14 protein-coding genes are annotated in these 17,742 nt (G+C 62.1%); 5 read left to right on the forward strand and 9 right to left on the reverse strand.

What is annotated here, in order from left to right:
• Positions 1-1,082: AI-2E family transporter (locus tag AKL28_RS10750; protein ID WP_050468136.1), on the reverse strand; the 1,082-nt coding region annotated here is incomplete at its 3' end.
• A gap of 101 nt (positions 1,083-1,183) precedes the next feature.
• On the opposite strand from AKL28_RS10750, the gene purM reads away from it, so the two are divergent.
• Positions 1,184-2,227: a phosphoribosylformylglycinamidine cyclo-ligase gene (purM, locus tag AKL28_RS10755; RefSeq protein WP_050468137.1), complete on the forward strand. Its 1,044-nt coding sequence runs from the start codon at positions 1,184-1,186 to the stop codon at positions 2,225-2,227.
• Positions 2,228-2,331: 104 nt separating this feature from the next.
• Here purM and AKL28_RS10760 read toward each other — a convergent pair whose 3' ends face one another.
• The 6 genes from AKL28_RS10760 to AKL28_RS10785 form a co-directional block, all read right to left on the reverse strand.
• A complete protein-coding gene (locus tag AKL28_RS10760) occupies positions 2,332-3,210 on the reverse strand; it encodes a peptidase (RefSeq protein ID WP_050468138.1) in 879 nt (292 codons plus the stop codon).
• 143 nt (positions 3,211-3,353) lie between these two features.
• Entirely contained in the window at positions 3,354-4,346 is a 993-nt protein-coding gene (locus AKL28_RS10765) for an alpha-E domain-containing protein (protein ID WP_050468139.1), read from the reverse strand.
• A 1-nt stretch (position 4,347) separates the two neighbouring features.
• Entirely contained in the window at positions 4,348-5,775 is a 1,428-nt protein-coding gene (locus tag AKL28_RS10770) for a circularly permuted type 2 ATP-grasp protein (RefSeq protein ID WP_050468140.1), read from the reverse strand.
• 292 nt (positions 5,776-6,067) lie between these two features.
• On the reverse strand, positions 6,068-6,505 hold the full coding sequence (locus AKL28_RS10775; RefSeq protein WP_050468141.1) for a cupin domain-containing protein: 438 nt from the start codon (positions 6,503-6,505) through the stop codon (positions 6,068-6,070).
• A gap of 102 nt (positions 6,506-6,607) precedes the next feature.
• Positions 6,608-7,264 carry a glutathione S-transferase family protein gene (locus tag AKL28_RS10780; protein WP_050468142.1) on the reverse strand — a complete coding sequence of 219 codons (657 nt, stop codon included), beginning with the start codon at positions 7,262-7,264 and terminating at the stop codon, positions 6,608-6,610.
• Position 7,265: 1 nt separating this feature from the next.
• A complete protein-coding gene (locus AKL28_RS10785) occupies positions 7,266-7,514 on the reverse strand; it encodes a hypothetical protein (protein WP_050468143.1) in 249 nt (82 codons plus the stop codon).
• Between the two features lie 59 nt (positions 7,515-7,573).
• Between AKL28_RS10785 and AKL28_RS10790 the strand changes: the two genes are divergently transcribed.
• The gene (locus AKL28_RS10790) at positions 7,574-8,800 is read left to right on the forward strand and encodes a polyhydroxyalkanoate depolymerase (RefSeq protein WP_050468144.1); all 1,227 of its coding nucleotides are present in this window, start codon (positions 7,574-7,576) and stop codon (positions 8,798-8,800) included.
• On the opposite strand, the gene AKL28_RS24405 is transcribed toward AKL28_RS10790, so the two are convergent.
• A complete protein-coding gene (locus tag AKL28_RS24405; RefSeq protein ID WP_156226295.1) occupies positions 8,781-8,966 on the reverse strand; it encodes a hypothetical protein in 186 nt (61 codons plus the stop codon). The two genes, AKL28_RS10790 and AKL28_RS24405, sit on opposite strands and share 20 nt — an antisense overlap.
• Between AKL28_RS24405 and AKL28_RS10795 the strand changes: the two genes are divergently transcribed.
• From AKL28_RS10795 to AKL28_RS10805, 3 genes are all read left to right on the forward strand, one after another.
• On the forward strand, positions 8,965-12,339 hold the full coding sequence (locus AKL28_RS10795; RefSeq protein WP_050468145.1) for a transglutaminase family protein: 3,375 nt from the start codon (positions 8,965-8,967) through the stop codon (positions 12,337-12,339). The genes AKL28_RS24405 and AKL28_RS10795 overlap by 2 nt on opposite strands.
• Before the next feature lie 114 nt (positions 12,340-12,453).
• Complete coding sequence (locus AKL28_RS10800) at positions 12,454-14,958, forward strand: circularly permuted type 2 ATP-grasp protein (RefSeq protein ID WP_050468146.1); 2,505 nt, start codon at positions 12,454-12,456, stop codon at positions 14,956-14,958.
• 1 nt (position 14,959) lies between these two features.
• Positions 14,960-15,946, forward strand: a complete 987-nt coding sequence (locus AKL28_RS10805) for a transglutaminase family protein (protein WP_082221444.1) — start codon at positions 14,960-14,962, stop codon at positions 15,944-15,946.
• 55 nt (positions 15,947-16,001) lie between these two features.
• Here AKL28_RS10805 and AKL28_RS10810 read toward each other — a convergent pair whose 3' ends face one another.
• Complete coding sequence (locus AKL28_RS10810) at positions 16,002-17,576, reverse strand: methyl-accepting chemotaxis protein (protein WP_050468147.1); 1,575 nt, start codon at positions 17,574-17,576, stop codon at positions 16,002-16,004.
• Between the last annotated feature and the right edge of the window lie 166 nt (positions 17,577-17,742).

Consider the following 17,742-nt stretch of genomic DNA (forward strand, 5'->3'; position numbering starts at 1 on the left):
TATTGGTTGTAAAAATTGCTGGCGAGGTACTCGCGCCGCACATGCATGGCGAGCACCGAGACGATGGCCGATGCCGGCAGCGCCAGCAGCACGCCGACGAAACCGAACAACTGGCCAAACGCCAGCAAGGCAAAAATGACGACCAGGGGATGCAGGCCGATGCGTTCACCGACCAGTTTGGGCGTCAGGATAAAACTTTCCAGTACCTGGCCGATGCCGTAGATCAGCGCTACCCACAGCAGTCCGCTGGCGCCGTCGAATTGCAGGATGGCGGCCAGTATCGCCAGCACCAGGCCCAGGCCGAAACCGACGTAGGGAATGAAGACCAGGATGCCGGTCAGTACGCCGACCGGCAGGGCGCTATCGAAGCCGGCGACCGTCAGCGCCACCGAATAGTAGATCGCCAGCGTCAGCATCACCAGCAATTGGCCGCGCAGGTACTGGCCCAGCAGGTCGTCCACTTCGGTGGCCATGAGGTTGATGCGCGGCGCCCAGCGGCGCGGGATCATGGTCTGCACGCGCTTGATGAAGGGATGCCAGTCTTGCAGCAAGTAGAACAGCACCATCGGCACGAACAGCAGGTTGGCTGCCCAGGCCAGCAGTGCCGTGCCGCCCGCGCGCGCCGAGGACAGCACGGAAGTCCACATTTCATCGCTGCTGGTGCTGATCTGCTGGGTCAGCAAGGCCTTGATGCCGGCCATATCCAGGCGTACGTCGATGCCCAATTGATGCAGCCGCGGCGACACGATGGCGTTGAGCTTATCCAGCAATGGCGGTATTTGCGCCTGCAACTGCGGAATCTGGCGCAGCACCAGCGGCACGACGATCAGCACCAGCGCCAGCACGGCCAATATCAGCAGCGAAATCATGATGGCCACGGCCACGAAACGCGGCATGCGGACCGGACCGATACGGCGGCTGGCGATCCAGTCCACGCCCGGATTGAGCGCGTAACCGATGATGCCGGCGGCAATGAATGGCGACAGCATGGGCCCGAGCGCGGCCAGCAGGGCCAACAGCAGGATTCCGACGATCAGCCACACCAGATTTTGTTTTTGCTCTTCGGATAAAGAAAAAGGCATGGAATCGGGGTTTGGGGGTGTCGGTTTTGTTAAAATCACGGTTTGGCAGGGTTTCTTACCCTGAATCTTCTTATTTTACCGTCTTCACTGGCAATATCATCATGACTTCATCATCCAATGTCTCCCTTTCTTACCGTGACGCTGGCGTCGACATCGATGCCGGCGACGCCCTGGTTGAGGCAATCAAGCCTTTTGCCAAGCGAACCACCCGCGAAGGCGTGCTGGGCGGCATTGGCGGTTTCGGCGCCCTGTTCGAGATCAGCAAGAAGTACAAGGAGCCGGTGCTGGTATCCGGTACCGACGGCGTGGGCACCAAGCTGAAGCTGGCTTTCCATCTTAACAAGCATGATACGGTCGGTATCGACCTGGTTGCCATGAGTGTCAACGACATCCTGGTGCAGGGCGCCGAGCCGCTGTTCTTCCTCGATTACTTTGCCTGCGGCAAGCTGGACGTACCTTCGGCCACCGATGTCATCAAGGGCATCGCCGCCGGTTGCGAACAGGCCGGCTGCGCCCTGATCGGCGGCGAAACCGCTGAAATGCCCAGCATGTACCCCGACGGCGAGTACGACCTGGCCGGTTTTGCGGTCGGCGCGGTGGAAAAGTCCAAGATCATCGACGGCACCAAGATCGCCCCCGGCGACGTGGTGCTGGGCCTGGCCTCTTCGGGCGCGCATTCCAACGGCTATTCGCTGGTGCGCAAGATCCTGGAAGTAGCCAAGCCCGACCTGAACGCCGACTTCCACGGCCGCAAGCTGGCCGATGTGCTGATGGCGCCGACCCGCATCTACGTCAAGCCGTTGCTGGCGCTGATGGAAAAGCTGGAGGTCAAGGGCATGGTCCACATCACCGGCGGTGGCCTGGTGGAAAACATCCCGCGCGTATTGCAGGACAACCTGACCGCAGTGCTGGACGCCAAGTCCTGGACCATGCCGCCGCTGTTCACCTGGCTGCAGCAGCACGGCGGTGTGGCGGATGCCGAGATGCACCGCGTCTTCAACTGCGGTATCGGCATGACCGTGATCGTCTCCAAGGAAAACGCGGACGCTGCCGAAGCACACCTGAAGGCTGCCGGCGAGACCGTGTTCCGCATCGGCCAGATCCGCGCCCGCGCTGAAGGCGAAGCGCAGACGATTGTTGTCTAAAAGGAAAATTCTCACCCTGTCTTTGGCGGGGTGGGGAAGATAAAAATGGCTGCGATAGCGATATCGCAGCCATTTTTTATTGCAAAAGAGAAAGTATCTCGGACTTAATGGGCTTGTTCCGAATTGCCATCCTGATGCGCCAGGATCTGGCGCGGCATGGTCGGTGCATTGTGCGCGATATTGGATGGCGGCGGCACGCGTACCGGCTCGCTGTGGTCGGACGATGAAGACAGCACATTGAGCGTGGCTTCCGGCGCCGCGTCCCAGACCGGGTCGTCGATGGCTTCGAACACGCGTTTCAGTTGCGCGCCCCAGCTGCGGCGGATCATCTGGAAATACTGGTTTTGCTCGTCAATCGTCACAAAACGGGTCACGGCCAGTTCGTCGCTGTTGTAGAGCAGCAGGTCCAGCGGCAGGCCGACCGAGATATTGGACTTCAGTGTCGAGTCCATGGAAATCAGGGCGCACTTGGCAGCCTCGTCCAGTGTGGTTGTGGGCGTGACCACGCGGTCGATGATGGGTTTGCCGTATTTGGCTTCGCCGATCTGGAAATAGGTGTTTTCGTCGTGCGACTCGATAAAGTTGCCAGCCGAATACATCTGGAACAGGCGGCAACGCTCGCCCTTGATCTGGCCGCCGAAGATGATGGAAACGTTGAAGTCGATGCCGAACTTGCCCAACTCGGCGGCTTCGCGGTCATGCACCGCGCGGATGGCGTCGCCCAGAATCTGGGCGGCTTCATACATGGACGTGGCGGTCCAGATACTGCGCCCTTCGGCGTTGGTGCGTTCGCTCAGCATCTGGCGGATCGACTGCGAAATCGAGAGATTGCCCGCAGTCATCAAAACCATGACGCGATCGCCCGGATTCTCGTAAACACTCATTTTGCGGAAAGTGCCGATATGGTCGACCCCCGCATTGGTTCGCGAATCGGAGAGAAATACCAGGCCGCTGTTCAGGCGCATGGCAACGCAATAGGTCATGATGTGATCTGAAAATGTAAAAACCGGATTTTACAGGAAGCCTTGTCCACGAAAGTTGCGGACAAGGACTTCTGTCGCCGTGTGCCTACATTAACGGCGCAATTCAGAATTTTCTTAGGCAGTGGCGATGATTTTTTGAATATTCATGCTGCCAAAGGAACAAGGAAATCCCGGCTGACCCGGTTGCCTAGTTCGAAGATGCGCTCCAGAAATACCGTCAGGTAATCGTGCAGCCCGGCGTCGAGCACCTCCTCGATGCGCGCGAACTTGAGGTCGGCGTGCAGCTTGCCGGCGAAGCGTTCGGTATCGGCCGAGACGTCGTTGTGCACGTTCTTCAGGTTGGACAGCACGTGGCCCATGCAGGCCAGGAGCGAACGCGGCATGTCGGCGCGCAGGATCAGCAATTCCGCCACCCGCTCGGGCGTGATGACGTCGCGGTAGACCTTGCGGTAGATCTCGAAGCCGGACACCGAGCGCAGGATCGCGGCCCAATAGTAGAAGTCGATCTGGCCGTCGCCTTCCTCGCCCGATTGCGACTGCGATTGGGATTGGCCGTTCTGCTTTTGCGACTGGCTTTCCTTGGCGCCGTGGAACTTGACGTCGATGATGCGCGCAGTATTGTCGGCGCGCTCCAGGAAGGTGCCCAGGCGGATGAAGTGAAAGGCCTCGTCCTTCAGCATGGTGCCGATGGTGACGCCGCGCGAGAGGTGCGAGCGGTGCTTGACCCATTCGAAGAAATCGCTCGGGTTCTGCTCCAGCGCGTTGGTCTGCAGGTAGGACTGCATCTTGATCCAGGTGGCGTTCTGGATTTCCCAGGCTTCGGTAGTCAGCGCGCCGCGCACCGCGCGCGCGTTCTCGCGTGCCTGGCGCAGGCAGGAGGCAATCGATGAAGGGTTGTTCGGATCGCGCACCATGAAGTCGATCACATCCCTCTGCGTGAGCTTGTCGTACTTCTGGTTGTAGCCGTAGAGCAGCTCGGAAATGCCGAGCACGGCGCGCCAGCCTTGCTCGGCGTCGTCGGTCGATTGCGGCAGCAGCGCGGTTTGCACATGCACGTCGAGCATGCGCGCGGTGTTTTCGGCGCGCTCGGTGTAGCGGGCCATCCAGAACAGGTGATCGGCAGTACGGCTGAGCATCTTATTTCTCCAGAATCCAGGTGTCCTTGGTGCCGCCGCCTTGCGACGAGTTCACCACCAGCGAGCCTTCCTTCAGCGCCACGCGCGTCAGGCCGCCCTTGACCATCGTCACGCTCTTGCCGGACAGCACGAACGGGCGCAGGTCGAGGTGGCGCGGCGCGATGCCGGCCTCGACATAGGTCGGGCACACCGACAGCGCCAGCGTGGGCTGGGCGATGTAGCCGTCGGGTTTGGCGATGACGCGGGCGCGGAAGTCCTCGATCTCCTGTTTGGTCGAGGCCGGGCCGACCAGCATGCCGTAGCCGCCCGCGCCGTGCACTTCCTTGACCACCAGCTTGTCGAGGTTGGCCAGCGTGTAGTCGAGGTCTTCCTTCTTGCGGCACTGGTAGGTCGGCACGTTGTTGAGGATGGGTTCTTCCGAGAGGTAGAAACGCACCATGTCCGGCACATACGGATAAATCGATTTGTCGTCGGCCACGCCGGTGCCGATGGCGTTGGTCAGCGTCACCTTGCCGGCGCGGTAGGCTTGCAGCAGGCCCGGTACGCCCAGCGCCGAATCGGGGCGGAACGCCAGCGGATCGAGGAAGTCGTCGTCGATGCGGCGGTAGATTACGTCCACCCGCTTGGGGCCGCGCGTGGTGCGCATGTAGACCACGTTGTCCTTGACGAACAGGTCCTGGCCCTCGACCAGCTCCACACCCATCTGCTGGGCCAGGAAGGCGTGCTCGAAGTAGGCCGAGTTGTACATGCCCGGGGTCATCACCACCACCACCGGATCGGTCACGCCGGCCGGCGCCACCGAACGCAGGTTGTCCAGCAGCAGGTCGGGGTAATGGTCGACCGGGGCGATCTTGTGCTGCGTGAACAGGTCGGGGAACAGCCGCATCATCATCTTGCGGTTTTCCAGCATGTACGACACGCCGGAGGGTACGCGCAGGTTGTCTTCCAGCACGTAGAACTCGCCTTCGCCGGCGCGCACGATATCGACGCCGGCGATGTGCGCGTAGATGTCGTTGACCACGTTGACGTCCTGCATCTCGCGGCGGTATTGCGCATTCTGGAAGATCTGCTCGGGCGGGATGATGCCGGCCTTGACGATCTTCTGCTCGTGGTAGATGTCGTGGATGAACATGTTCAGCGTCTTGACGCGCTGCACGAGACCGGCTTCCAGCTTGGCCCATTCGGCCTTGTGGATGATGCGCGGGATGATGTCGAAGGGGATCAGTCGCTCGGTGCCGGCGTCGTTGCCGTAGACCGCGAAGGTGATGCCGACGCGGCGGAAGATCAGGTCGGACTCGGCACGTTTGCGGGCGATGGTTTCTGCCGACTGCGCTGAAAGCCAATTGGCGAATTCGGCGTAGTGCTGGCGCACTTGCGGGTTGTCGCTTGCGGCGCTCCCCGAATACATCTCATCGAAAAAATGTGCCATAAATTTGATTCGTTTTCCTGGTGTAAACAGGAACTTTTCTAAGTTGAATTTGACGAAAAATGAGGCGTGGAGATCTGCTGCAAATGCGCGCGCTTGCTAGCGTGTGCTCGATAAGCCTATCAGAGGCATATGGTTTTGGACAGTGGAAAATTTCATGGTTTTTATCTTTGCTCCTGATCTGTTTTTCCTTCTTGCACAGGTTCGAAAATACTGAACAGGCAGGCCCCGTTCCATCGATGGAAGTGCCCGGATGAAACGGGATGCACAGCGGAAAACGGCCGTTGCGCCTGGTTCAGTTCCACGGCGTGGGCGGCGGCACGGCACACGGCGGCGGCATGTCGATGGTCTTGAAATCGGCCGGACTGACGATTTCCAGATATTCCATATCGGGCGAATAGTCGAACAGGAAATGCACGATGCCGGGCCGCTGGTGCACGCAGTCGCCGGCCTTCACCAGCGTCACCTGGTCTTCGTACATGAAGCGCGCCCAGCCCTTCAACATGATGACGATGTGGAAATTCGCCTCGTGCCGGTGCCACCCCGTGCCTTCTTCCGGCGCCATGTTGGCCTTGACCAGCTGCGCGACCACTTGCCCGCCCGTGGCTGCGGCGATGCCGAGGTCGCGGTAGAGAAAAAAGTCGCGCAGCCCTCCCGTTTCATAAGGCGTGTCGCCCTCGCATACATGCGAGAACGTGTTCCTTGCCAATACGCTTTCAGCTACCGTGTTCATCACATCCGTCCTTTCTGCGGCGTCCCGCATTTGGCTTGCGATAAAAATAGCTGCGGCGGCTGCCGCACCTGCGGACGCGTTCGCTGAAAAATCGAATGCGTCCTAAAACTCCACATCCAGCTCATCAATATCTTCCGGCTCCTTCTTCGCGGCAGTGATCCATTCCTGCATCTCGGGCATGGCCATGATGCGCTTGCCGTAGGCCGAGCACACCGGATCCAGCTTGACGTCGTAGGTGACGAAGCGCGTGACCACCGGCGCATACATGGCGTCGGCCATGGTGCGCTGCTCGCCGAACAGGAAAGGGCCGCCGTACTTGGCCAGGCATTCCTTCCAGATGGTGGTGATGCGGTGGATGTCGGCTTCGGCGCGCGACCATACCTTGAAGTTGGGGAAGTGCGCCTTGAGGTTCATCGGCAATGCGGCGCGCAATGCCGAGAAGCCCGAATGCATTTCGCCGCATACCGCGCGGCAGTGCGCGCGCGCCGCCTGGTCGGCCGGCAGCAGCAAGGCCCTGGGACGGATTTCGTTGAGGTATTCGGCGATGGCCAGGGTGTCCCATACCAGCACGCTGCCGTGCTTGAGGCTGGGTACCAGGATGGAAGAAGACAGCAGCAGGATCTCTGCACGCGCCGTCGGATCGTCCGGCGGCACGATGTCTTCCTCGAAAGGCAGCCCGGCGAACTTGACCAGGAGCCAGCCGCGTAAGGACCAGGAAGAGTAGTTCTTGCTGGTGATGCGCAAAGTCGTCTTAGGCATGTCAGTCCTTTATCTGTTTTCTCGCAATGTTGACTTTGGGCACGTCGTCGCCGCGCGAGTACGCTGGCGCAGGCACGACATCGTTGCCGCCCTGGTCCCGCGTCTGCTCAATCGGGATGGAAAGCGGTAGCTGGGGGACATGCTTGCAAAGCGCGTGCCAGCTTGCGGATTTGTCGCTGCCAACGGTTGACAAAAAATGTCGTGATGACGGCGTGCGGGCCGCATCGGGAAAGGTATCAGTGGCATGCATATTGCATCGCAAGGAGGACTGCGAGCGAACAATATAAGAGACAGAAGGGCGGCGTCCTCATGATCAATACCTATCAGCTCTACCAGCAATATGCAGACGCCACCGATCCCCTGCGGGCTTCCGCCAGGATGATGGCGCCCGTGTTCGGGGTTGAATGGCCGGGTTTGCCGGTGCATCCCGTCATGCGCAAGCTGGCGTCGGCCTGCGAGGTGTTCGCGCGCACCCAGCTCACCCACGCCCGCCCGGATTTCGAGATCAATAGCGTTGAGGATGGCGGATGCACGGTTTCGGTGCATGAAGAGGTCGTCGCCGGCACACCCTTTTGCAGCCTGCTGCGTTTTCGCAAGGAAACGTCGGATGCCCAGCCCAAGGTGCTGGTGGTGGCGCCCATGTCCGGCCACTTCGCCACCTTGCTGCGCGGTACGGTCAAGACCCTGTTGCGCCATCATGATGTCTACATTACCGATTGGCACAATGCGCGCGATATTCCGGCCGGGCATGGTAAGTTCGGCCTGGATGAATACGTTTCCCATGTCATCTCCTTTCTCGAGATCCTCGGGTCGGGTACCCATCTGCTGGCGGTTTGCCAGCCCACCGTCGCTGCGCTGACGGCGGCCGCCGTGATGGCCGACGACGGAAATCCGGCGCAGCCGCGCACCATGACGCTGATGGCCGGCCCGCTCGATACCCGGGTCAATCCCACCACCGTTAATGCGCTGGCCAAGAGCAAGCCGATCGAATGGTTCGAAAAGAACATGATCAGCACCGTGCCGGCCCGTCATCCTGGCGGCGGGAGGCGCGTGTATCCGGGCTTCATGCAACTGGCGGCGTTCATGAACATGAACCTGAACCGCCACGTTGACGCTTTCCGCAACCTGTACCACCACCTGGCCGAAGGGGAGGATGAAAAAGCGTCGCAGATCAAGACCTTCTATGAAGAATACTTCGCCATGTCGGACCTGCCTGCCGAGTTTTACCTGGAGACTGTGCAGATGGTGTTCCAGGAGCATGCGCTCCCGCTGGGTACCTTGCAATACCAGGGACGCGACGTGAATCCGCGCGCCATCCGCCGCACTGCGCTATTCACCATCGAGGGCGAGAAGGACGACATCTGCGCCGTCGGCCAGACTGTCGCCGCACAGGAAATGTGCAGCAGCATCCGGCCTTACATGCGCTTGCACCACGTTCAGACGGCGGTGGGGCATTACGGCGTTTTCAACGGCCGCCGCTGGGAAAACGAAATCTATCCACGCCTGCGGGATTTCATTAATATGCATCACAGGTAGGTACGGCGGCGTAGTCGCAGTTCCAAGGGAAGGGTTCTAAGAATAATTCGATATGAATATCCATCAGTTCGCCCATCTTCAGCAACAGGCAGGCATATAGGTGCGGATGGCGGATAGGCATATCACTACAGGTATTTACCATTTGCTCGCCGTAAAGGATCTCCATGTCAATTCACGTGGCGCTGAACCATGTCACCTCGTACCAGTATGACCGTGCCATCAACCTTGGGCCGCAGGTCGTCCGCCTGCGTCCCGCACCGCACAGCCGCACTCGCATCCTGAGCTATTCGCTGCGCATCCTGCCTGAGCCGCACTTCATCAACTGGCAGCAGGACCCCGAGGCCAACTACCTGGCGCGCCTGGTGTTCCCGGAGAAGACTACCGAATTCAAGATCGAGGTCGACCTGGTGGCCGAGATGTCGGTCATCAACCCCTTCGATTTCTTCCTGGAACCCTACGCCGAGCAGTTCCCCTTCGAGTACGCCAAGGACCTGCAAAACGAACTGATGCCTTACCGGCAGAAGCTGCCGTTGTCGCCGTTGTTCAAGAAATTCCTCGACGGCATTTCGCGCGAGAAAATGGGCAGCGCCAATTTCCTGGTCGCGCTCAACCAGAAGCTGGCCGACCACATCGACTACACCATCCGCATGGAACCCGGCGTGCAGACGCCGGAGCAGACGCTGGAACTGAAGTCGGGCTCTTGCCGTGATTCGTCCTGGCTGCTGGTGCAACTGATGCGCCATCTGGGACTGGCGGCGCGATTTGTCTCCGGCTACCTGATCCAGTTGACGGCCGACCAGAAATCGCTGGATGGTCCTTCCGGCCCCGAGGCCGATTTCACCGACCTGCATGCCTGGTGCGAGGTCTACCTGCCGGGCGCCGGCTGGATCGGGCTGGACCCAACGTCGGGGTTATTCGCCGGCGAAGGCCATATCCCGCTGTCGTGCACGCCCGAGCCTGCTTCGGCGGCGCCGGTGTCGGGCCTGGTCGATCCCTGCGAAGTCGAGTTTGAACACCTGATGAGCGTCAAGCGCATCTGGGAAGCGCCGCGCGTGACCAAGCCCTACAGCGAGGAGCAGTGGGCCGAGATTGAAGCGCTCGGCCACGCCATCGACCGTGACCTGGTCGCCAATGACGTGCGCCTGACCATGGGCGGCGAGCCGACCTTCGTCTCGCTCGACTATCCGGATGAGCCGGAATGGAATACCGCCGCCATGGGCGCGACCAAGAAGCCGCTGGCAGCCGAGCTCTACCACCGCATGCGCGACAAGTATGCGGCGCAAGGCCTGCCGCATTTCGGCCAGGGTAAGTGGTATCCCGGCGAGCAGTTGCCGCGCTGGGCGCTGAACTGCTACTGGCGGCGCGACGGCGAACCGATCTGGCTCAATCCTGCGCTTATCGGTGACGAGACCAAACCGAACGTGACCGACAAGATTGTCACTAGCCATTTCCTGCACCGCGTGGCGCAGCGTTTGAAGGTGGATGGAAAGAACGTGTTTCCCGCCTATGAGGACGTGTTCTATTACATGTGGCGCGAGCGTCGCCTGCCCGGCAATGTCGATCCCTTCGATTCGCGCGTGGACGACAAGCAGGAGCGCGAACGCCTGATGCGCGTCTTCACGCAAGGCCTGCAAAGTGCGGCGGGCCACGTGCTGCCGCTGGCCCGCCGTTTCGACGGCCGCGGCTGGCAGAGCGGCAACTGGTTTTTGCGCAGCGAGCGCTGCTACCTGTATCCGGGCGATTCGCCGCTGGGTTATCGCCTGCCGCTCGATTCGCTGCCCTGGGTGAGCAGCAGCGAGTATCCGGCGGTGTATCCGGCCGACCCGTCGCAGGCGTTCAAGGGGCTGCCCGGTGCGGCCGAGATCCGGCGCCAGGCCGGCAGTCCGCAGGAGCCGCCATTGCGTGCGGGAGCGCCAACCGGCATCGGCACGGCCAGGCTGGCGCGAGGGCAGGCCGGGGACGCCGCGGCCAATGCCGTGAATGCCGCTGGCGTGGCACCGGCGCATGGCGAATCGGCCAGCCGGATCACCCGTACCGCGCTGTCGGCCGAAGTGCGCAACGGCGTGTTCTACCTGTTCATGCCGCCGTTGGCGCAACTGGAGCATTACCTGGAGCTGGTGGCCGCCATCGAAGCGGTGGCGGAGGAGCTCAAGCAGCCGGTACTGCTGGAAGGCTACGAGCCGCCCAACGACCCGCGCTTGCGCAAGTTCAGTGTTACGCCCGACCCCGGCGTGATCGAGGTCAACATCCAGCCGGCCAACAACTGGGGCGAACTGGTGGAACAGACCACCCACCTGTACGAGGCCGCGCGCGAGTCCCGCCTGACCACCGAGAAGTTCATGCTGGACGGCCACCACTCCGGCACCGGCGGCGGCAACCACATGGTGCTGGGCGGCATCACCACCGGCGACTCGCCCTTCCTGCGCCGGCCGGACTTGCTGCGCAGCCTGATTTCGTACTGGCACAACCACCCGTCGCTGTCCTATCTGTTCTCGGGCATGTTCATCGGCCCGACTTCGCAGGCGCCGCGCATCGACGAGGCCCGCAACGATTCGACGGTGGAGATTGAACTGGCCTTCGCCGAGATGGACAAGCAGGTTGCCAAGGGGGAATGCCCGCCGTGGCTGGTGGACCGGCTGCTGCGCAACCTGCTGATCGACGTCACCGGCAACACCCACCGTGCCGAGTTCTGCATCGACAAGATGTATTCGCCCGACAGCGCCACCGGCCGCCTGGGCCTGCTGGAGCTGCGCGCCTTCGAGATGCCGCCGCATGCGCGCATGAGCCTGACCCAGCAGTTGCTGCTGCGCGGACTGGTGGCGCGTTTCTGGCAGGAACCGTACAAGCCGGCGCGGCTGGTGCGTTGGGGGACCGAACTGCACGACCGCTTCCTGCTGCCGCATTTCATCGAGCAGGATTTCCGTGACGTGATCGACGATATGAACGAGGCCGGTTATGCCGTGAAGGCCGAGTGGTTCGCGCCGCACATGGAATTCCGCTGCCCCAAGATCGGCGACTACGCGGTCAAGGGCATGGAGATCGAATTGCGCACGGCGCTGGAACCATGGCATGTGCTGGGCGAGGAAAGCGGTGCCGGCGGCACCGCACGCTACGTCGACTCATCGCTGGAACGGCTGCAGGTGAAGGTGACCGGCATGGCCTCTGACCGTTATGTGCTGACCTGCAACGGCGTGTCCGTGCCGGTGCAGCCTACCGGCACGGTCGGCCAGTTCGTGGCCGGCATCCGCTACCGCGCCTGGCAGCCGCCGTCGGCGCTGCACCCGACCATTCCGGTGGATTCGCCGCTGACCTTCGACCTGGTCGATACCTGGAACGGCCGCAGCCTGGGCGGATGCCAGTACCACGTGGTGCATCCGGGCGGACGCAGTTACGAGACCTTCCCGGTCAACGCCTTCGAGGCTGAAAGCCGCCGTTTGGCGCGCTATTTCCGCCTCAACCACACGCCGGGAAAATTCGATGTGCAGCCGGCACGGCCGTCTATCGAGTTTCCTTTTACGTTAGACTTACGCTACTTCTAACTCAGCCGGGCGCGGCGTTCGCGCCGCGCCGGTCCTCCCGTCCACGCAAGCCGGTTCGCCGGCGCCAACAGACAGTGGCGGACCCGCCCGCATCGCGCCCGCCCAGCCCCATTTATGCACCAGCGTTTACTGGAAAGCTATCCAGCCAGCAGCGATCGTTACGACGAAATGCTGTCAGCCGACGGCCGCCTGCGGCCGCATTGGCGAACGCTGATCGACCAGCTTGAAAACCTGTCGCCGGAGATGCTGCGCCGGCGCGCCAGCGAGGTGCGCGAGGCCATCGCTTCGGATGGCGTCACCTACAACGTCTACGCCGATCCCAAGGGCGCCAACCGCCCGTGGGAGCTGGACCTGCTGCCGCACATCGTGTCGGCCGACGACTGGCAGTTCCTGGCCAAGGCCGTGGCCCAGCGCGCACGCCTGATGAACGCGGTGCTGGCCGACCTTTATGGCGAACAGTCCTTGCTCAGCGAAGGCCTGCTGCCGCCGGCGCTGGTGTTCGGCCAGCACGGCTACCTGATGCCGTGCCATGGCATCAAGCCGCCGGGCGGCGTGCATTTGCATGCCTATGCGATCGACCTGGCGCGCTCGGCCGATGGCACCTGGTGGGTGGTGTCGGACCGCACCCAGGGGCCGTCGGGCACCGGCTACGCCCTGCAGAATCGCCAGATCATGTCGCGCGCCATGCCCGAGGCATTGCGCGACATGCACGTGCAATCGCCGCATGGCTACTTCCACACGCTGCGCGCCATGCTCACGCAACTGGCGCCAGCCAACGGCGAGATGCCGCTGATCGTGCTGCTCACGCCGGGCCCCTATAACGAAACCTATTCCGAGCATGCCTTTCTGGCGCACACGCTGGGCTTCCCGCTGGTCGAAGGCGTCGACCTGACGGTGCGAGGCGACCAGGTGTTCCTGAAGACCCTGAACGGCCTGCGTCGCGTGCATGCGATCCTGCGCCGCATGGATGACGATTATTGCGATCCGCTGGAACTGCGTGCCGATTCGGCGCTGGGAATTCCCGGCCTGACGCAGGCGGCGCGCCTGGGCAATGTGCTGGTGGCCAATTCGCTGGGCAGCGGCGTGCTGGAGTCGACCGCATTGCACGGTTTCCTGCCGGCCATCAGCGAGCGCCTGCTGGGTGAGCCGCTGGCGCTGCCGGCGGTGGCGTCCTGGTGGTGCGGCGAGAAGCCTGCGCTGGATTACACGCTGGAACATCTCGACGATCTGGTCATCGTGCCAGCCTTTTCTTCCATGCGGATGCAGCCGGTATTCGGCCATGCCGTGACCGGCGCTGCGCGGCGCCGCCTGATCGAAAGCCTGCAACTGCAGCCGCACGCCTACGCGGCGCAAGAGTGGGTGCGCCTGTCGCAGGCGCCGGTGATGTCGCGCAGCGGCGACTATGGCCTGATGGGCCGCACCATCAGCCTGCGCGTGTTTGCCGTGGCCGACGGCCATGGCGGTTATCAAGTGATGCCGGGCGGCCTGACCCGCGTGGCATCGCGCCAGCGCCGCGATGTGGTGTCGATGCAGCAGGGCGGCACCACCAAGGATGTCTGGGTGCTGCGTGAAAACGAACCCGGCCCGGCCGAGCTCATGCCCGACGATGTCGTCGATACGGTCAACGGTACGCAGATCCGCAGCACCGTCGACGTTTCATCCCACTCCGGTGAAAACCTGTTCTGGATGGGGCGCTATTCCGAGCGCGTGAAGAACCTCGCGCGCCTGCTGCGCACCACCTTGCAATACACGATGGACGGCCAGAGCGAAAGCCGCGGCATCCTGGGCAGCGTGAGCTGGATTTGCAGCCAGCTTGGCGTGCTCATGCCCAAGTCCGATCCGCGCCCGACCATCACCGGCCTGCAGCAAAGCCTGCAGGCTGCCGTCATCGATCCGTCCGCACCGGTCAGCGTAGCGACCCAGGTGCGCCAGCTGGCGCATGCGGCCTACCAGGTGCGTGAACATCTGTCTCTGGACAATTGGCATGCCCTGACCAAGATGCCGGCCATGGTGCAGGAGCGCATCAGCACGCCTACCGGCGCCCAGCATGCACTGGGCAATGTGATCGATGCCTGTTCCGGACTGGCCGGCCATGCCCTGGATGACATGACGCGCGACGCCGGCTGGCAGTTCCTGATGGTGGGGCGCCATATCGAACGCATGGTCAACATGGCGACGCTGTTCGACAACTTCCTGCGCCTGCCCCCGGCACGCCAGACGGCCGCGCTGTCGTGGCTGCTGGAATCGGCCAGCAGTATCGTCACCTACCGTGTGCGCTATCGGCGCACGCCCGAGTGGCTGCCGGTGCTGCACTTGCTGGTATTCGATGCCAGCAATCCGCACGGCATGGCCTACCAGTTCCGCATGCTGCAGCAATATCTTGCCGACATCGCGCAGCAACTGGGCTTGCTGAGCATGACCATTCCGTCGCATCTGGCCGGCCAGCTGGATGCGATGAACCTGGCCGATTTCGCGCACGGATCGCCCACCATGGAAGAAGCCAACGCACGCCTGGCGCAACTGATGCGCGATGCCGTCGGCGGCGGCGCCATGCTATCCGACGACTTGTCGCGCCACTACTTCACGCCGTTGACGGCGCCGGTCAGCCAGGGGGTATGAGATGACGGAAAAAGACACTGCCGGCCAGACCTCCGGCGCCAGCGCGGCCGTCGCCGATGGGCGCGTCATCTACCAGCTCCACCACCAGACTACCTACCAGTATTCTCTGCCGGTGCGCCTGTCGCACCAGATGCTGCATCTGACGCCGCGCGAGCTGGCCTGGCAGCGCTGCCTCTCGCACCAGGTCAACATCCAGCCCGCACCGGCGCTGGTGTGCAGCTATGAGGACAATTTCGGCAACGTCATCAAGGCGTTCTCGCTGGACACCGACCACACCAGCCTCGATGTCGTGGCCGAGTCCTGGGTCGAGTTGACGCCGCGCCTGCTGCCGGCACACTCCATGCCTTGGGAGGAGGCGGTCGCATTGCTGTCTTACCAGGGCGCGCGGCCTTTGTCGCCGGGGATGCTGGATGCGTCCAATTTCCTGTTCGAGTCTTCCCATGTGCGCATCAAGCGCGAGTTCATCCATTACGCGGAGCAATGTTTCACGCCGGGTTTGCCGTTGCTGGACGGGGTGCGCGCGCTGATGCTGCGCATCTTCGATGAGTTCGCCTTCGATCCTGCCGCCACCACGGTCTCCACGCCGGTGACCGACGTGTTCGCCAACCGGCGCGGCGTGTGCCAGGACTTTGCGCACCTGATGCTGTCCTGCCTGCGCTCGGTCGGGCTTGCCGCACGCTACGTCAGCGGCTATCTGCTGACCCAGCCGCCGCCCGGGCAGCCGCGCCTGATCGGCGCCGATGCCTCGCATGCCTGGGTATCGGTATATTGTCCCGGACGCGATGGCGAAGCCGGCGTGTGGATCGATGCCGATCCCACCAACGGCCTGTTTCCCGACACCAGCCACATTACGCTGGGGTGGGGGCGCGATTTCCTCGATGTCTCGCCGTTGCGTGGCGTATTGATCGGCGGCGGCCAGCAAACCATGCAGGTGGCGGTGACGGTGATGCCGGGCGAAGAGGCCGGGGAGCTGGCGTTCGCTATCTGAGTGCTGTTTGGAAAGGTAGACGCTGCCTTTCCAATCGCCGCTGAAGAGCGCGGGTTTACGCCTGCGGCTTCAGCAAGAACACACTGACTGCCTGCTGCAGCCGCTGCGCCTGATTCTGCAAGGTGCTCGCCGCGGCGGCAGCCTGTTCCACCAGCGCCGCATTTTGCTGTGTGGTCTGGTCCATCTGCACGATGGCGTCGTTGATTTGCTGGATGCCGGAAGCTTGCTCACGGCCGGCGGCGGTGATTTCGGCGACCACATCGCACACTTTACGGATGCTCTCGACCACGCCATCCATGGTGCTGCCGGTCTGTTGCACCAGTTGGTAGCCGTTGTCGACGTTGCTGACCGATTCTTCGATCAGGGTCTTGATTTCCTTGGCCGCCGACGCGCTGCGCTGGGCCAGCGAGCGCACTTCCGAAGCCACCACCGCGAAACCGCGTCCCTGTTCGCCGGCACGCGCCGCTTCCACGGCGGCATTCAAGGCCAGGATATTGGTCTGGAACGAAATGCCGTCGATCACGTTGATGATATTGACGATCTGTTTGGACGACGAATCGATCGCATTCATGGTGGTGATCATGCGCTGCACCGACTCGCCCGCATTCCCGGCGATCTCGGAAGCCGAGTTGGCCAATTGGCTGGCCTGCGCCGCATTGTCGGCGTTTTGCCGCACGGTGGAGGTCAGTTCTTCGATGGCGGCAGCGGTTTCTTCCAGCGAGCCGGCTTGCTGCTCGGTGCGTGCCGAGAGGTCGAAGTTGCCGGTGGCGATTTCGCTGGTGGCAATGGCGATTGCGTCGCTGCCGGTGCGTACTTCACTGACGATGTCTTGCAAGTTGCCGTTCATCGATTTCATTGCCTGCAGCAAACTCGCTTTCTTGCCATCGACGGCGATTTCACTGCTGAGGTCGCCGGCCGCGATACGGTTGGCGATGTCGGAGGCATACGCCGGTTCACCGCCCAACTGGCCGACTACGCCGCGCGAGATGGCCAGTGCCAGAGTGACCCCGATGGCCAATGCAATGACGCCCAGCACGATCATGGTGTGCTTCGCGGCCTGATAGAACTCGGTTGCCTCTGTACTGGCTTCGTTGTTGAGCCGGTCTTCCAGCGCCGCCAGCTCACCCAGTTTCACGCGGCGCTCCGCTTGCTTGGCAGCCAGACCATTGTCCAGCAGCTGGCGCACGCCATTGATGTCGTCGGCGTCTGCCAATTCGGTCAGCTTTTGCACCAGTGGGGCCGCAGATGCTGAAAGTGCCTTGACCTGCGCCATGGTGGCTTTTTCGATGTCGGCGGTCTCTTCCAGGGTATTGAACATGGTATCGAGTTCCTTTTCGATGCCCTGGTAGTTGGCGACTTCCTTCTTGATGCGCTCGTTCAGGATTTTTCGCGCCGCCGCATCGGGCGCCAGCAGCAGGTCGCGCGTGGCCATCGATTGCTCATACAGCGAGGTGCGCAAGGCCACTGCCAGCCGTGCTTCGACATTGTTGACGTTGCTGATGGAATTGAGGCGGGTATTGACTTCGCCCATGCGGTTGACGCCGATGGCGATGACCAGGGCCAGCAGCACGAGCAGGACACCGAATCCCAGATTGAGGCGGTTGGAAACTTTCATTTGTGACAGTTTCATCGGTAATCCCTTCTTTCTTGGTTTTGATTCGCGGGGAATTGTGATGATGCCGATGTCTACTGCCCTTTACGCCCCTTGCGCAGAGAACCCCCCTATAGTGCACCGATTTTAAGGCCGGAGAAGGCTAGTGTAGAAGGAGAAGCAGGATGGTTTTTACCTCGCTTTT

It is taken from the genome of Herbaspirillum chlorophenolicum (assembly GCF_001189955.1).
Classification (GTDB): Bacteria; Pseudomonadota; Gammaproteobacteria; order Burkholderiales; family Burkholderiaceae_D; genus Herbaspirillum; species Herbaspirillum chlorophenolicum.

Bases quoted from the DNA above. Each gene is read 5' to 3' on its own strand.
- purM (WP_050468137.1), top strand. From the start codon at position 1,184: ATGACTTCATCATCCAATGTCTCCCTTTCTTACCGTGACGCTGGCGTC.
- AKL28_RS10760 (WP_050468138.1), bottom strand. From the start codon at position 3,210: ATGACCTATTGCGTTGCCATGCGCCTGAACAGCGGCCTGGTATTTCTC.
- AKL28_RS10765 (WP_050468139.1), bottom strand. From the start codon at position 4,346: ATGCTCAGCCGTACTGCCGATCACCTGTTCTGGATGGCCCGCTACACC.
- AKL28_RS10770 (WP_050468140.1), bottom strand. From the start codon at position 5,775: ATGGCACATTTTTTCGATGAGATGTATTCGGGGAGCGCCGCAAGCGAC.
- AKL28_RS10775 (WP_050468141.1), bottom strand. From the start codon at position 6,505: ATGAACACGGTAGCTGAAAGCGTATTGGCAAGGAACACGTTCTCGCAT.
- AKL28_RS10780 (WP_050468142.1), bottom strand. From the start codon at position 7,264: ATGCCTAAGACGACTTTGCGCATCACCAGCAAGAACTACTCTTCCTGG.
- AKL28_RS10785 (WP_050468143.1), bottom strand. From the start codon at position 7,514: ATGCATGCCACTGATACCTTTCCCGATGCGGCCCGCACGCCGTCATCA.
- AKL28_RS10790 (WP_050468144.1), top strand. From the start codon at position 7,574: ATGATCAATACCTATCAGCTCTACCAGCAATATGCAGACGCCACCGAT.
- AKL28_RS10795 (WP_050468145.1), top strand. From the start codon at position 8,965: ATGTCAATTCACGTGGCGCTGAACCATGTCACCTCGTACCAGTATGAC.
- AKL28_RS24405 (WP_156226295.1), bottom strand. From the start codon at position 8,966: ATGGAGATCCTTTACGGCGAGCAAATGGTAAATACCTGTAGTGATATG.
- AKL28_RS10800 (WP_050468146.1), top strand. From the start codon at position 12,454: ATGCACCAGCGTTTACTGGAAAGCTATCCAGCCAGCAGCGATCGTTAC.
- AKL28_RS10805 (WP_082221444.1), top strand. From the start codon at position 14,960: ATGACGGAAAAAGACACTGCCGGCCAGACCTCCGGCGCCAGCGCGGCC.
- AKL28_RS10810 (WP_050468147.1), bottom strand. From the start codon at position 17,576: ATGAAACTGTCACAAATGAAAGTTTCCAACCGCCTCAATCTGGGATTC.